Source organism: Gemmatimonadota bacterium (genome assembly GCA_021295815.1).
Lineage (GTDB): Bacteria > Gemmatimonadota > Gemmatimonadetes > Longimicrobiales > Gaopeijiaceae > JAGWBQ01.
The window spans coordinates 1-15,738 of record JAGWBQ010000024.1 but is presented as its reverse complement, the minus strand read 5'-3'; the positions used below and the strand labels follow the sequence as shown (position 1 = coordinate 15,738).

Here is a 15,738-nt window from a genome sequence, read left to right as displayed (position 1 = left end):
GAACGGAGGTTCGGGTGACCGAGCCGATCGTTTCGCCGGATTGGCTTCTCGAGCGCGGCGCGGGAGGCGTGCGCGTCTTGCATGCCGACTTCGGCGGAGACCGCTTCGATTCTCTCCACATCGCGGGCGCTCGCCTGCTCGACCTCGATTCCCTCGTCTGGGACGGCGAGCAGGGATGGGGCACCGAGATGCGTCCGGCTCACGCGGTCGAGGGGGTTCTCGAACTCGCCGGCGTGAACGACGGAGACCACCTGGTCCTATATTCCCACAACCCGCTCTTCGCTTCCCGAGCTTTCCTGACCCTGGAAGCGATGGGCTATGACGGTGCCGTCTCGGTGCTCGACGGTGGGCTGGGAGGCTGGCAGGAACTGGGCCACCCGGTGCTGACGAGCGGCGTGGAGTCGGGCTCGACCCCTCGGGGCGAAGTGAGCCTGGCGCCGCGGAGCGACATCATGGTGTCGGCCGACTGGATAGCCGAGAGACTCGGGAACGAGGGGCTGGCCTTGGTGGACGCCCGCCCGGACGACGAGTACACGGGTAATGACGGCGGCATGGGTGGGATGGCCAACCCCGGCCACATCCCGGGTGCGCATCAGATGTACTGGGAGGAGCTAATCGAATCGCGACCGCTTCCCTGGATGCACTCGAAAGATTCGCTCGAGGCTCTTTTCCAGGCGGCTTCCGCGCCCGCCGGCGACACCGTGGTCGTCTACTGCATGGTCGGCTGGCGAGCCAGCTACAGCTACCTCGCCGCCCGAAGCCTCGGTAGGGAGGTCAGATTCTACGACGGTTCATGGCACGACTGGGGCACGAGAGACGACCTGCCCTTCGTTGGAGGAGAGGCGCCGGGGGAAGGACCGGGCGAAGTACCCGGCGTTCCGAACGAGGCGCCCGCCCCTTCGGCAGGCGATTCCCAAGGAACGGTCCGCTAAGTGCTTACCAAGTGGGTCGGGAGACTGATCGGCATCAATGTCGCCCTCTACATGCTCGGTTACCTGCCGGGCACGGGGCAGCTCCTCAACAACTTCGTGCTGGTTCCGGGCGCGGAATTCCTCGTCCGGCCGTGGACTCTCGTGACCTACGCGTTCCTCCACGGCGGTTTCATGCACCTTCTCTTCAACATGATCGGGCTCTTCTTCTTCGGCCCGCGCCTCGAGGACCGACTCGGCTCGCGTTCCTTCCTCCAGCTCTATGCCTGGGGTGTGATCGGCGGAGCCGTCTTCCATTTTCTACCGCTGATCCTGGGTAGCGCGGTGCCGCCGGTGATCGGTGCGTCGGGCGCCATCTACGGCATTGTCATCTGCTTCGCGATGCTTTGGCCTCGCGAGCGCATCTACCTGTGGATGGTCGTACCGGTGCCTGCCTGGTTGCTGGCCTCCGTGCTGGTCTTCGGAGCCCTGTTCGCGGGGATAACGGCCCAGTCCGGCTCGAACGTCGCGCACCTGGCTCATTTCGGCGGCGCTCTCTGCGCCGGAGTCTACCTGCGAACGCTGCGCCTCAAGTACCAGGCCAAGCAACGACAATACAAAGCCATCGTGAAGGATACCAAAGACATCCTCACCAAGATGACGGCATCGGAGGTCGAGTACTGGTCCAAGGTCGATCTCGATACCCTGCACGCCGTAAACAGGGAGGAGGTCGAACGTCTGCTGGCGAAGGCGCGGCAGGGAGACCGGATTCTGACCGGGACCGAGGTCGAGACTCTCCGGCGACTTGCCTTGCAGTTGAAGACTTAAGCGAAACCTCCCACGGCATTCGAACGCCGCTTTAGGAGCTCGCGCGAGTTTCGCGACGGTTGCCGGCAGCCGCTTCGGAATGGCGCGAGAGGCGGGTATGGCAGATATATTCAATACCTGCCCACCGACGACCGAAGTCCGTCGCCCTCAATCGAGATTACCTGATGAAAGAGAGTCCCGCCCGCCGTTTCGCCCCTCTGTTCGCCACCTCCGCGGTCTTGGCGCTCCTCGCGCCGATCTCAATGTCGGCCCAGTCCGGCGCCTTCGGACACTCCGTAGTGGTCACCGCGGACGAGGTGATCGTCGCCGAACCGACCACCACCTTTCGACCCGGCGCGGTCTACACCTATCGGAAGGTCACGGACGGCTGGGAGGAGGCTGCCGTGCTCAACGCGCCCGATTCCGAGGTCGCCGACGGTTTCGGGACCGTGCTCTCGCTCTCCGGTGAACACCTCTTCGTCGGCCAGCGCGGCGGACCCATCCATGTCTTCACCCGTTCGGGCGACGGATGGCGGCACGACTCCGAGATCGCCGGCGACCACCTGGCCGGCTTCTCGCCCTCTTGCAGCTTCGACGGCTACTGCGGAACCGATTTCGGCATTTCCCTGGCCGCCGACGCCGGGTGGCTGATGGTCGGCGCTCCCGGACCGGCCGGCGGCCGAGGGCGGAACCAGGCGGACGAACCTCCTCCGGCAGGCGTCGTGCACGTCTACCGCCTGGAAGACGGCGAATGGACCCGCCAAGGCGAGCTCAGGCCCTCGGACGGCGCCCCGGGCGACCGTTTCGGGGCGGCCATGGCCCTGACCGCGAACGGACTCCTGGTCGGCGCCCCCGCGTGGGGAGCGGATGCCGAGACCGCCGGATCCGGAAGAGTCTATCACTTCTCGCTCTCCGAAGGCGAGTGGGCCGAGGCGGCCGCGCTCGAGAACGCGGCGGCGGTCAACGCTGGCTTCGGCAGCTCCATATCGGCTCTGGACGAGTTCGCTCTGGTCGGGGCTCCGGGCTACGAAGAGAACCGCGGCATCGTCTTCGTATACTCCTGGATGGACGGATGGGCCTTGGTGGCCGACGAGCTGGAGGCCGCGGAGGGAGCGGGCGGAGACCGCTTCGGGGAATCGGTCGCGGTTGTCGGCGACGCCATCTGGGTGGGCAGCCCGAACGCGCGAGGCGAAGAGACCGGCTCCGCATGGGTCTTCGAGAACGCCCTGGTTCGGGCGGATCCGCCTACGCCGCGCCGCGTCCGCCTGCCGACCGACGAGACGGTCGAGCGAGACCGCTTCGGCGGCCTGGTGGCTGGGGCCGACGGCGTCGTGGCCGTCACCGCCCCGGGCATGCACCACCGGGCCGGCTCCGTCCACCTGTTCGAGGAGGGCGAGCGAGGCGAGTGGTCGAGCGCGGGCATGCTCGTCAGCGCCCCCGACTTCATCGCACCCTTGGTCGGCGAGGAGCGCCACTGCACCGACGGCCGGGCCGGCCCCTTCGACTGCGACGAGGTCGAGCTTCTCGCCTACGTTCCCGGTTCGATCCTCAAGGGCAACGGGAGCGCTCGAGGCGTCCGCGCCAACGACAACTGGGGCTGGACCGATCCGGTGACCGGCAGGGAATACGCGCTGGTGGGCCGTAACGACGGAACCTCCTTCATCGACATCACCGCCCCGACGAACCCGATCCTGGTCGGGGATCTGCCGAAGCCGAGGGGAACGCCGCCTTCGCAGCTCTGGCGCGACATCAAGACCTACAAGGACCACGCCTTCATCGTCGCCGACGGGGCCGGCGATCACGGGATGCAGGTGCTCGATCTCACCCGTCTGCGCGACATCCGGCGCGAGGAGATGCCGGTGATCTTCGAACCCGATGTCCATTACCGCGGCGTGGCCAGCTCCCACAACATCGTCATCAACGAGGAGACGGGATTCGCCTACGCGGTCGGGAGCGGAGGCGGGCGCGAGTCCTGTGGTGGCGGCCTGCACATGATCGACATCAACGATCCCAGGTCTCCCGAGTTCGTGGGTTGCTACCGTGACGAGAGCGGCACCCACGACTCCCAGTGCGTCACTTATCGGGGACCGGACGAACGCTACCTCGGACGTGAGATATGTCTGAACTCCAACGGACGCAGCTTCGAGATCGCCGACGTGACCGACAAGGAGAGCCCGACCCACATCGCCCGGGCGACCTCGCCCGACGCCGCCTACATACACCAGGGCTGGCTCACGCCGGACCACCGCTACTTCTACCAGGACGACGAATCCGACGTGATAGCGGGCGCTGTCGAGACCACGCGCACGCTGATCTGGGATCTGAGCGATCTGGAAGATCCGATTCTGGCCAGGGAGTTCATGGGCTCGCTTCCGGCGAGCGCGCACAATCTCTACATCAAGGACGGCTTCGTCTACCAGGCGAACTACCGCTACGGACTCCACGTGCTCGACATTTCGGACCCGCTCAACCCGCGCGAGGTCGGCAAGTTCGACACGGCGCCCCTTACCGAAGGACCGGGGTTCGGCGGCGCCTGGAGCGTCTATCCGTACTTCGAGAGCGGCACGGTGATCGTGACCAGCATGCAGGAGGGACTCTTCGTACTGCGTCGCAGGAGGCCGATAAGCTGAGCGGGCCTTCTCGCCCGAGACCGTCCACCCGCACTTCAGCGTCCGGGAGCGCCGCTTCCAGCAGTGGCCGAATCGCTTCTCGAGCTCCGTGAGCTCAGCTTGGGCTTCGGGGGAGTGCGGGCGCTCGACCGGGTCTCCCTGGAGGTGCGAAAGGGCGAACTGTTCGCGCTGATCGGCCCCAACGGCGCCGGAAAGACTAGCATCCTGAACTGCATATCCGGCCTCTACCGTCCTCAGGCGGGCAGCGTCGCCCTGCGAGGGAGGGACGGAGAACGCCACAGGCTCGAGCGGCTGCCGCCTCATCGCAGGGCCGAACTCGGGCTGGCCCGCACGTTCCAGAACATCGAGCTCTTCAAGCACATGACTGTGCTCGACAACCTCCTGTTGGGCCGCCACGCGCACATGCCGGGGGGCGTCTTGAGCGGAGGGCTCTTCCTCCCGAGCCAGCGGCGCGCCGAGATCGCGCATCGGGCGGTCGCGGAGGAGATCCTGGATTTTCTGGGGCTCGAGGCCTTGCGCAACCGAGAGGTCGGCAGCCTCGCCCATGGCCGCCAGCGGCTGGTGGAGCTCGCCCGGGCGCTCGCCGCGGATCCCGTCCTGCTCATGCTCGACGAACCCACGGCGGGGATGAACGCCGAAGAGAAGGAGTCGATGGCCCGCTTCATTCTCGACGTGAACGAGGAACGGGACGTGACCGTGCTTGTGATCGACCACGACATCGACGTCGTCATGGACATCTCGGACCGCGTGGCCGTCATGGATTTCGGACGCAAGATCGCCGAAGGTCCTCCTGGGGAGGTGCGGAGCGAACCGGCCGTCATCGACGCCTATCTGGGGCGTGCGAAGGCGGACGCGTGAGTTCCACCCTCCCCGGTCTCCTCGCGCGCAGGGCCGCCGAAACTCCGGATGCGGTCGCGCTCAGAGAGAAGGAGTTCGGCATCTGGCGGGAGATCGCCTGGGGGGATTACGGCGCGCGGGTCCGCGCATTCGCCCTAGGACTCCTGGAGTTGGGAGTGGATCGCGGCGACCGGGTGGCGATCATCGGCGACAACCGGCCCGAATGGATGATCGCGGAGCTCGCCGCTCAGTCCGTCGGCGCGGTTCCCGTCGGCCTCTATCAGGACTCCATCGTCGACGAGGTGGTCGCGATGCTCCGAGTCGCGGAGCCTGCGGTGGTGGTCGCCGAGGACCAGGAGCAGGTCGACAAGATGCTGGAGGCGAAGGAACGGGTCGCGAGCGTCACAAAGATCGTCTACCACGACGCGCAAGGCCTGCACGGCTACCGCGACCGCGCTCTCACGACCTTCGGGCAGGTGGAGAGGGCCGGTTCCCGCCGGGGCAGCGAGCGGCCGGGGGAGTTCGCGGACCGCCTGGGCTCGCTCTCCGCGCACGACACGGCGCTGCTCTCGGCGACCTCGGGCACTACCAGCGTTCCCAAGCTGGCCGAGCTCTCGCACGCGAACTTGCTGGCCATGGCGGCTCAGTTGAGGAGAGTCGACCCGGCCGAGCCCGAAGACGAGTTCGTCTCCTTCCTGCCTTTGGCGTGGATCGGCGAGCAGATGGTCGGTGTCGCCAGCTCGCTCCTGGTGGGCTTCAAGGTGAATTTCCCCGAGAGCGCCGCAACAGCGCGCGCCGACATGCGCGAGATCGGTCCGGCCTTTCTCATGTCGCCGCCTCGCATCTGGGAGGGCATGGTCTCGGACATCCAGGTCCTGGCCGAGGACACCACCCCCTTCAGAAGGAAGTTCTTCGATTGGGCCATGGAGCGGGGCGAGGAGGTCCGGCTTTCCAACGGAGGTCCGCCCGGACTCTGGTCCCGCACGAGGCTGAAGTTGGCCGACCTGCTCGTTCTGGGAAGAATCCGCGATCAGCTCGGTCTCGGCCGCGTGAAGCGCGCCTACACCGGCGGCGCCGCCCTGGGGCCCGACGTCTTCCGCTTCTTCCACGCCGTCGGCGTCAATCTCAAGCAGCTTTACGGCCAGACCGAGGTATCGGGCATCTCGGTCGTTCATCGCGACGGCGACATCCGTTTCCACACGGTGGGAACGCCCTTCCCCGAGACCGAGATCCGCATATCCGAAGAGGGGGAGATCCTCTGCCGCAGCCCCGCTGTGTTCAAAGGCTATTTCCGCAACCCGGAGGCGACCCGCGAGGCCTTCGCGGACGGCTGGCTGCGCTCGGGAGATGCCGGCTACCTCGAGGAGGACGGCCATCTCGTGGTGATCGACAGGCTCGCCGACGTGATGAAGCTTCCCGACGGCAGCGTATTCTCACCCCAGTTCGTCGAGAACAAGATCAAGTTCAGCCCTTACGTGCGCGAGGCCGTGGTCTTCGGCGGTGGAGACGCGCCCTTCGTAACGGCTCTGGTCGCCATCGACCCGGAGAACGTCGGACAGTGGGCGGAACGGCGCGGCATCCCCTACACGACCTTCACGGATCTCGCGCTGCAGGGCGAGGTGCGGGAGCTCGTCCGCGCTCACGCGACCGAGGTGAACCGGGAGCTGCCGGAGCCGGCTCGCATCCGCCGCTTCCTCCTCCTGCACAAGGAACTGCACGCCGACGACGCCGAACTGACCCGCACCCGCAAGGTGCGCAGACGCCACATCGCGGACCGGTTCGGCGAGCTGATCGCCGCGCTGCGCAGCGACGAGGAGAGCGTGCGAGTCTCGACCCGGATCACTTATCAGGACGGACGGACGGCTACGGTGTCCAACGAACTTCGGATCTGCGACTTGCGCGTGGCTCCCCCGGATCGTGGCGCGTATCGGTCCGACCCGCAACGCTGATCGGCTTGGACGTCTTCCTCCAGCTCACCCTCTCCGGCCTGAGCACCGGGATGATCTACGCCCTCGCGGCCGCCGGTTTCGTGGTCATATACAAGGCGAGCGACGTAATCAACTTCGCACAGGGCGACTTCCTCCTGCTCGGTACCTACCTGCTCTTCTTCTCCGTCGTGCAGCTCGGGCTCCCCACCAGCCTGGGCGTGCTGCTCACCGTGCTCGGGGCGGTTGCGGCCGCCCTCCTGATCGAACGCCTCGTCCTCCGTCCGCTCATCGGCGAACCCGTCATCTCGACGATAATGGTGACCATCGGCCTCTCCTCGGTCCTGCGCGGCCTGGTGCACGCGGTCTGGGGAGTGTCGCCCCGCTCCATCGACTCGGTGCTCCCGACCGGCACCACGGCCATCGGACCGGTGACCCTCTCGACGGCCCGACTTCTCATCGTGCCTATCGCACTGGCCGTCCTGGCCGCGCTCTGGTTGTTCTTCCGACATACCCGCGACGGCCTCGCCATGCGCGCCATTGCCGACGACCGTCAGGCGGCGCTCAGCCTGGGCATCAACATCCCAGGAGTATTCGGTTTGGCCTGGGGACTCGCGGCGGCCGCGGCGGCGATCGGCGGGATCATGCTGGGGAGCATCGTCGGCGTCACGCCCAACGTGGCCACCATCGGCCTGCGCGTCTTTCCTGTCGTAATCCTGGGCGGACTCGACTCGATCCGGGGGGCGGTGGTCGGCGGCGCGACGATAGGGCTGCTCGAGGCCTACGCGGGCGGCTACCTGGGCCGCGGTCTCAATCTGGTGCTGCCCTATGCGGTTCTGGTGCTCGTGCTGATGCTCCGGCCCTACGGGATCTTCGGCAGAGTGGAGATCGAGCGAGTATGAGGGCGGTGGCGAGGAGGGTCGGGTGAGCTTCGAGTGCGGTGTCTTCCACACTCGCTACGAGTCCGATATGGGTCTCAGGCGCACGCCCGTCGAGCGGGTCCGACTCGGGCTCCTCGTGCTGTTCGTGGCGGTATTCCCGTTCTTCGCCAGCCCGTACTGGCTCGACCTCGCCAATCAGGCGGCCATAGCCACCGTCGGGGCGATCGGACTCAACATCCTGGTGGGATACACCGGTCAGATCTCTCTCGGCCAGGGCGCGTTCATGGCGGTCGGGGCCTATGCCGCAGGGCTATTCACCCTCAACCTCGGACTTCCCTGGGGCGTCGGAATCGCCCTGGCGTGCACGGTCTCGGCGCTGGTAGGGATCGTAATCGGCCTACCCTCGCTCCGGCTCAAGGGGCTCTATCTGGCCATCGCCACTCTGGCGGCTCAGGAGATCGTCGAATGGGCCATGACTCACTGGACCGCGCTCACCGGAGGCACGGACGCGCTGGTGCTTACCGCCCCCACCCTCTTCGGCATCCGGCTCAACACCGGCTTCAACTTCTATTGGTTCGGAGCGATCCTCGCCGGGGCGACGGCGCTCTTCGCGGCCAACCTCTTCCGCTCGCGGGTGGGACGGGCCTTCGTCGCCGTTCGCGATCAGGACGTGGCGGCGAGCGTGATCGGGGTGGACGTGTTCCGTACCAAGCTGCTCGCCTTTGCCACCTCGTCGTTCATCGCGGGCTTGGCCGGCGCGATGATAGCCTACTACCGGACCATCGTGACCTGGGAACGATTCACCGTGGAGACGAGCATCGCTTATCTGGCCATGATCATCGTGGGCGGTCTGGGATCGATACGCGGGGCGTTCTTCGGCGCCGTGCTCATCACTCTGCTGCCGGCGCTGGTCTCGAACGCCGGCATGGCCATCCAGGACTCGGCTCCAGGCGTGACCCGTATGCTTCCCTACCTCCAGCAGGCGATCTTCGGCGTCGTCATCGTCCTCTTCCTGATCTTCGAGCCGAAGGGCCTCTCCAAGCTGTGGCGCAACGCGAAGGACTACTTCGACGTGTGGCCGTTCGCGTATCGGAAGGGGTGACGCGGGGGTGCGGGAGCATCGCGTTCGAAGAACCCGCTTGCCGAGCTTGAGACGCGGGCGGGACGGGCATATCTTTCGCGCCATGAGACCCTCCGCCTCGGACCTGCCCCCGACCGAGCCCGACCTGCGAAGGAACGCCGGCCCGAAGCGCCTACGCGCAGCTCGCTCGCTCCTCCCGATGCTGGCGTTCGCAGCCTTCAGCGGTGCGGCCCTCGGCTGCCCGGGCGGCGAAACCGCCGACGAAACCACAGCCGACGTCGTCACGGTCGGCGCGATCTTCGATCTCACCGGCCCGACCGCCGACGTGGGAGTCGACTACGCCGCCGGCGTGCGCGGCTTTGCGGACTGGACCAACTCGAGGGGCGGCATCGGCGGCGACGGAACGGAAGGAAGCGGGGTCCGCATCGATCTACTCTTCCAGGATTACGGCTACCAGGTAGCCCGTGCCGAACAGCTCTACTCGCAGTTCGTCGGCGAAGGTGCGGTCGTCTTCATGGGGTGGGGGACCGGCGACACCGAGGCGCTCGCCACCCGCGTTCGCGACGACGAGATTCCGTTCAGTTCGGCCTCGCTCTCCCACCGCCTCGGAGATCCGAGCGAGGCGCCGTACAACTTCCTCTTGGCCGCCAGCTACAGCGACCAGTTCCGCATCGCGCTCGATTGGATCGCCCGCAATCACGACGAAGGCGCGCCTGCGGTGGCCCTGCTGCACAACGCCAGCCCCTTCGGCCTTTCCCCGGCGCGCCAGGGCGGGGAAGAGTTCGCCGAGTCTCGCGGGATCGAGCTCAGCCTCCATCCGATGCCGCGGGGTGCGGTGGATTTCACGTCGGAGCTGATTCGAGCTCGCCAGGCCGGTGCGGAGTACGTCATCTTCCAGAACACCTCCGACCCCGCCGCCCGCGCCATGCGCAATGCGCGGAGCCTCGGGTTCGAAGCGACCTTCATTTGTCTGAACTGGTGCGCGAACCGCCAGTTCGTCGATCTCGCCGGAGAGGCCGCCGAAGGCGTCATGGGCGCGATGCCTTTCCCACCACCCAACGCGGACGTGCCCGGAACGCGGGTGATCAAGGGTTATCTGGCAGCCCGGGGCGATGACGTGGAAGAAAGGACGAACGCCTTCACGCAGGGTTGGTGGACCTTCGCGGTCTTCGCCGAGGCGATGGAGCGGGTCCTGGCGTCGGGCGAGGAGCTTGTGGGCGAAAACATCCGGCGAGCACTGGAGGGCATCACCGATTTCGACATGGGCGGCGTGGCGATGCCGGTCACCTTTACCCCCACCGATCACCGGGGCGCCAAGGGATTGCGCATTTACCGGGTCGAGCAGGGGGCCTGGAGTCCGATGACCGATTTCCTCGAAGCCGACGCCACCCCTGATTCCGAGGCAGAAGCTGGAGGAGAAGTTCGATGAAGGACCTGCGGACCTACGGGCGGACGTCGCCGAGGACGACGTGAGGCCGAATTTCGCCAATCGCACCATATGGACGGGGGACAACCTCGAAATCCTTCGAGGGATCAACTCGGAATGCGTGGATCTGATCTACCTGGACCCGCCGTTCAAGTCCGACCGCAACTATTCCTCGCCGACGGGAAGCGAGGCGGCGGGTGCGGCCTTCAAGGACACATGGAGTCTCGACGACGCGGACCTCGCCTGGTATGGCGAGATCGCCGACCGTGAACCTCGGGCATACGCCGCGATCGAGGCGGCTGGCGTCACGCATAGCGCGGGCATGAAGTCATACCTCGTCATGATGGCCGTTCGGTTGCTCGAAATGCACAGGATCCTGGAACCGACGGGGACCATCTGCGTCCACTGCGATCCGACAGCCAACAGCTATCTTCGCATTCTTCTGGACGCCGTGTTCGGTCCGTCGAATCTGCGGAACGAGGTGATCTGGCGTTACGGAAAGATGTCCAACACGAGCCGGAATTTCCCGCGCAACCACGACACCATTTGGCGTTACACCAAGTCGGACAATTTCACTTTCAATCCGATCAAGGGCGCCGAGTCGGAATACCGAAGGCGGTACCGGCGGCATTTGAGCGGCAATCGGGTCTTGTACGGAGCGGTCAAGGATTCGAAGGACAAGCTCGTTCTGCGACGTATCCGAAGAGTGGCGAAGAACTTGGGACGGCAATTGCGCGACGACGATGTCCTCTTCGACTTCGATCGTGAGTACAAGACCCAGTCGGATGTGATCTATGTCTCGATCATCAAGGGCAATTCCGCCGAGCGATTGGGGTATCCCACGCAGAAGCCGCTCGGTCTGCTCACCCGCGTTGTCGAAGCCTCCAGCAACCCGGGAGACATGGTGCTCGACCCGTTTTGCGGATGCGCGACCACGTGCGTGGCGGCGGAGACGCTCGGGCGAGAATGGGCCGGCATCGACCTGTCGCCTCTGGCCGTCAAGCTGGTGGGCCGAAGGCTCGGCCACGTCCGTCGCACCGTTGGACCGATAAGCGACCGGCAAGACATTCCAAAGCGCACCGATGACGGTGCGGCACGCGACGACGGGAAGGGCGTACCCGGCAAGCCCATCGTACACGACTTCTAGGATACGTTGGCGAAGAGGCCACCGGAGTCGGCGAATCGGTCACAGCCGTCCCGACCGATGGGACGATCAGCGACCTCCGCGACCGACGATATCGCACCCGCCGACTCCGGCCCGCCGGCCCGCCCCGACCCGGCTCTGGTTCTCAACAATGTCGAGGTCCGGTACGACGAAGTCATTCTCGTGCTGCGCGGACTCTCGCTCGAGGTGGGCGAGGGCGAGATAGTGGCGCTGCTCGGATCGAACGGGGCCGGCAAGACCACGACCCTGCGGGCGATCTCGGGCCTTCTCCCGATGGAGGACGGAGAGGTCGCGGACGGCAGGATCGAATACGCCGGAACCGAGATTCAGCATAGGGCCGCACACCGGATCGCCGAAATGGGCATCTCCCAGGTACTGGAGGGACGTCGGGTTTTCCAACACCTTACGGTGCGCGAGAATCTTCTGGTGGGCGCGCACGTGCGCCGAGAGCGGGGAGCGGGTGAGCTCGAACGGATCTTCCACTACTTTCCGGCGCTGAAAACCAGAATCGGTCAGCTCGCCGGGAACCTCTCCGGAGGGGAGCAGCAGATGCTCGCCACGGGCCGCGCCCTCATGGCTTCGCCCCGCCTGCTCCTCCTCGACGAACCTTCGCTGGGGCTGGCCCCCATTTTGGTGGAGAGCATCTTCGATATCCTCATCCGTATCAACCGCGAGGAATCCGTGACCATCCTTCTTGTGGAGCAGAACGCGCGCATGGCTCTGGCCGTGGCGGATTTCGGGTACGTCATGGAGGGCGGGCGCGTCGTGCTCGAAGGCGCCGCGGACGAGCTTCGCGTGAACGAGGACGTCCGGGAATTCTATCTGGGGATGGGCGAAGGCGGCAGGCGCTCGTATCGCTCGGCCAAACACTACCGCCGCCGGAAGCGGTGGCTGTCGTGACCACTGTAGGATACAGGGAAGACCGTCGTCATGAGCTTTGAGGCGCGGCAGGACGCGCTGGCGGTCGAGACGGTCCGCTACGGGGCCGATCGCAGTCGGGAGATCGCGAACCGGCTGGACCGCACCGGCGTGAGGCCGGGAGACGTGCGAGGCGTCTCGGATCTGGCCGCCGTTCCTCCGCTCTCCAAGGACGATCTTCCGGCGCTCCATGCGGCCGATCCTCCCTTCGGAGGGATGCTCGCGGTGCCGGTGAGGAACTTGGCCCGCGTCTTTCGTTCGCCCGGACCCATCAACGACCCCGAAGGTCGCGCCGAAGATTACTGGGGGATGAGCGCGGCGGTGAAGGCCGGAGGCTTTCTGGGAGGTGACGTGGTACTCAATTCGCTCTCCTACCACCTGACGCCGGGCGGGGCGATGCTCGACTCCGGACTGCGCGCGGCGGGCTGCGTCCCGATTCCGGGCGGGTCCGCGAAAATCGACGACCAGGTGGCGGCGGCGCTCGCAGCCGACGCGGCCGGATACGCGGGCACGCCGCAGTTCCTGCTCTCCCTGTTGGAGCGGATGAGGGAGGTCGGGCGAATGCCGTTCAGGCGGGCGCTCGTCACTGCGGCACCCCTTCCGGTCCGGCTGCGCCGACGGATCCGGGACGAGTTCGAGGTCGACGTCTACCAGGCCTACGGCACCGCCGACGCCGGTCTGCTCGGTTTCGAATGCCTGTGGCACGACGGCTGGCACGTACCCACCGACAAGGTGATCGAGATCGTGGACCCCGGAACCGGCGCTCCGCTGGCCCCGGGCGAGGTCGGCGAGGTCGTCGTCACCAGCCCGAATCCGACCTATCCGCTTCTCCGCTTCGCGACCGGCGACCTTTCGGCGCTCACCCGCGACCGTTGCGGTTGCGAACGCGAGGGTATTCGTCTGACCGGCTTCCTCGGACGGGTGGGAGCAGGGGTCAAGGTGAGAGGGATGTTCGTCCACCCCCGGGAGCTCGGTGCCGAGCTCGCCTCCGATGCTCTCGTCGGTCGGTGGCGGGCCTCGGTCGCTACCGGGCCGGACGGGCGCGACCTCTTCACGGTGCTGGTCGAGCCCGCTATCGGTGCCGAAGTGGATGACGGTTGGAAGGCGAGGCTTGCCGTCCAAGTCGGAGACGCGTCCCGCGTGCGTCCTGCGGTCCAGGTCGTGGCTCCAGGGACCATCACCGCCGACGCCGAGGTCATCGTCGATGAACGCGACGGTTCCGATGGGCGGTAAGGTGCGTCTGCTGGGACGCCCCGCCCCGCTCGTGCTCGACGGCGGTTCGGCGACTGCGTTGGAGGCCGAGGGCTACGTGCACCATCCCACGCTCTGGTCGGGTGGGGCGATCTTCCAGGCGCCCCAGGCGGTGCGCCGCGTACACCGCGCCTTCCTCGATGCCGGGGCCGACATCATCTCGACGGTCGGCTACCAGGCGAGTTTCGCGGCTCTGCTGGACGCGGGTTTCGGTCGGGACGAGGCCTCCGATCTGATCCGTCTGGGTGTCGAGCTCGCCGTGACCGAACGGGATGCGTTCGTCGCCGAACGGTCGCCGGCGGGTCGGTCGCCTCCGCTGGTCGCCGCGAGCGTGGGGCCTTACGGCGCCTGGCTTCCGGACGGGTTGGAGTACGACGGCAGGTACGGGGTCGACGCCGATGAGCTGACGGCGTTTCACCTTCCCGGACTCGAGGCGCTTGTGGAGAGTCGGGCCGACCTCCTCGCGTTCGACACCGTTCCTTCACTGCTCGAGATAGAGGTCATAGCCAATCTGATACGCGAGACCCGTGCCAGGGCGTGGATCAGCTTCAGTTGCCGAGACGAGGACAGGCTGGCCGACGGTACGCTGATCGAGGAGGCGATCACGATCTGCGAGGGTGCGGAAGGCATCGTCGCGCTAGGCGCGAACTGCGTTCCTCCGGGCATCGTGCTGGGGCTGGTCGAGCGCATGGTCCGCGCGTCGAGTCTGCCGGTGATAGTCTACCCGAATCGAGGCGCCGGGTTCGGAGCCGATGCGTACGGACGGGGAACTCCTCTCCCATCCGGCAGGGGGAGAACGGACGCCTGCACGCTGGCGCCGCGGTGGATCGCGGCAGGCGCCGCAGCCGTGGGCGGGTGCTGCGGGATAGGGCCCGGCGAGGTGAGAGAGATCGCCGTCGCCCTGGGAAGGTGAGGGGTCGGGCTTGCGAAGCACGTGCGACCCCGGGTACCGCTACGTCCTCTCTCGCCTATTGGTCCCGCTCCCGGTGGTGCGGCCCCGACGCGTCCTGTTCTGTGCGTTGAACCCCAGCACCGCGACCGAGACGCGCGATGATCCGACTGTTCGTCGCATGACCGGCTTCGCCCGGCGGTTCGACGCTACCGAGATGCGATTGGTGAATCTGTTCGCCGCGCGGGCCACCCGACCGGATCGGTTGTGGAAGCTGGATGATCCCGTTGGACCATTGAACGACTCCCATATCGAACGGGAGGCCGAGGCGGCCGACATTGCGATAGCCGCCTGGGGTGCGACCGCCAAGGCACGGCGCCGGGCCGGCGTCGTTCTGGAGATCATGCGCAGATACGGTCCGGTCTATCGTCTCGGCGGCACGACCAAGGAAGGTTGCCCGCAGCATCCGCTCTACCTGCCTGCCGAGGTGGAGCTGGAGGTGCATGCCACCGGCCGGGCGCTTACCTCAGGCTCCCCTGGTCATCCGGTGGCGGAACCGTCCGCGTGTCTTCGGAGCCAAGCGTCTCCGGGGCCTCGGCGGGTCTCCAAAATCCGACGTCCACGCAGAAGGTCAGGAGGAGCAACACGAATACCGGGAGCCAAAGGGCGGCCACCCACCCGCGAAGAGGGGTCCAGCGACGGTCCTCGACGAGGTAGGACGTGATCTTGGACTTGGACAGTGGATTCCGCATTTTTCGCTTTACCCCATGGAGCGGGGCCGTTCCGATCATGCTCGTCTACTCGCGCCCGGAGCGCTTCGCGTCGTCCGGAACGATGTCCCAAGCCGACATGGAAGAGGCCAGGGAGCTTGCCCGCGACGGTGGGAGAACCGCTGTTACGGGCGGCGCGCCGGAGCGTTTTGCGGGCGTTCGCCCGGCTGGCTCGGCGGCTCCGGGTAGTTCTCTTGTCGGGCCGACCGCCGCAGCCGCTTCACCACCACCGTCTCCACATCCATTTCGT

General features: G+C 66.5%; 13 protein-coding genes. All 13 read left to right on the top strand.

All coding sequences use genetic code 11. The annotated features are described in order from the left end of the window. Window positions 1-14: 14 nt before the first annotated feature. Window positions 15-932: a sulfurtransferase gene (locus J4G12_09460; protein MCE2456019.1), complete on the top strand. Its 918-nt coding sequence runs from the start codon at window positions 15-17 to the stop codon at window positions 930-932. Next, the gene (locus tag J4G12_09455; GenBank protein ID MCE2456018.1) at window positions 933-1,736 is read left to right on the top strand and encodes a rhomboid family intramembrane serine protease; all 804 of its coding nucleotides are present in this window, start codon (window positions 933-935) and stop codon (window positions 1,734-1,736) included. Window positions 1,737-1,900: 164 nt separating this feature from the next. Beyond that, window positions 1,901-4,345, top strand: a complete 2,445-nt coding sequence (locus tag J4G12_09450) for a choice-of-anchor B family protein (protein MCE2456017.1) — start codon at window positions 1,901-1,903, stop codon at window positions 4,343-4,345. A 63-nt stretch (window positions 4,346-4,408) separates the two neighbouring features. Continuing rightward, window positions 4,409-5,203, top strand: coding sequence for an ABC transporter ATP-binding protein (locus J4G12_09445; GenBank protein ID MCE2456016.1), 795 nt, complete (start codon window positions 4,409-4,411; stop codon window positions 5,201-5,203). Next, on the top strand, window positions 5,200-7,131 hold the full coding sequence (locus J4G12_09440; GenBank protein MCE2456015.1) for an AMP-binding protein: 1,932 nt from the start codon (window positions 5,200-5,202) through the stop codon (window positions 7,129-7,131). Before J4G12_09445 ends, J4G12_09440 begins: the two co-directional genes overlap by 4 nt. A 5-nt stretch (window positions 7,132-7,136) precedes the next feature. Beyond that, complete coding sequence (locus J4G12_09435) at window positions 7,137-8,009, top strand: branched-chain amino acid ABC transporter permease (GenBank protein ID MCE2456014.1); 873 nt, start codon at window positions 7,137-7,139, stop codon at window positions 8,007-8,009. A gap of 67 nt (window positions 8,010-8,076) precedes the next feature. Then, window positions 8,077-9,090, top strand: coding sequence for a branched-chain amino acid ABC transporter permease (locus tag J4G12_09430; GenBank protein MCE2456013.1), 1,014 nt, complete (start codon window positions 8,077-8,079; stop codon window positions 9,088-9,090). 82 nt (window positions 9,091-9,172) lie between these two features. Continuing rightward, entirely contained in the window at window positions 9,173-10,498 is a 1,326-nt protein-coding gene (locus tag J4G12_09425; protein MCE2456012.1) for an ABC transporter substrate-binding protein, read from the top strand. A 40-nt stretch (window positions 10,499-10,538) separates the two neighbouring features. Further along, window positions 10,539-11,642, top strand: a complete 1,104-nt coding sequence (locus J4G12_09420; GenBank protein ID MCE2456011.1) for a site-specific DNA-methyltransferase — start codon at window positions 10,539-10,541, stop codon at window positions 11,640-11,642. Between the two features lie 57 nt (window positions 11,643-11,699). Then, window positions 11,700-12,560, top strand: coding sequence for an ABC transporter ATP-binding protein (locus J4G12_09415; GenBank protein MCE2456010.1), 861 nt, complete (start codon window positions 11,700-11,702; stop codon window positions 12,558-12,560). Between the two features lie 30 nt (window positions 12,561-12,590). Next, window positions 12,591-13,811, top strand: a complete 1,221-nt coding sequence (locus J4G12_09410) for an AMP-binding protein (protein MCE2456009.1) — start codon at window positions 12,591-12,593, stop codon at window positions 13,809-13,811. Beyond that, entirely contained in the window at window positions 13,783-14,742 is a 960-nt protein-coding gene (gene mmuM, locus J4G12_09405; protein ID MCE2456008.1) for a homocysteine S-methyltransferase, read from the top strand. The genes J4G12_09410 and mmuM overlap by 29 nt, the downstream gene beginning before the upstream one ends. A gap of 10 nt (window positions 14,743-14,752) precedes the next feature. After that, window positions 14,753-15,442 carry a DUF1643 domain-containing protein gene (locus J4G12_09400; protein ID MCE2456007.1) on the top strand — a complete coding sequence of 230 codons (690 nt, stop codon included), beginning with the start codon at window positions 14,753-14,755 and terminating at the stop codon, window positions 15,440-15,442. Window positions 15,443-15,738: the final 296 nt, after the last annotated feature.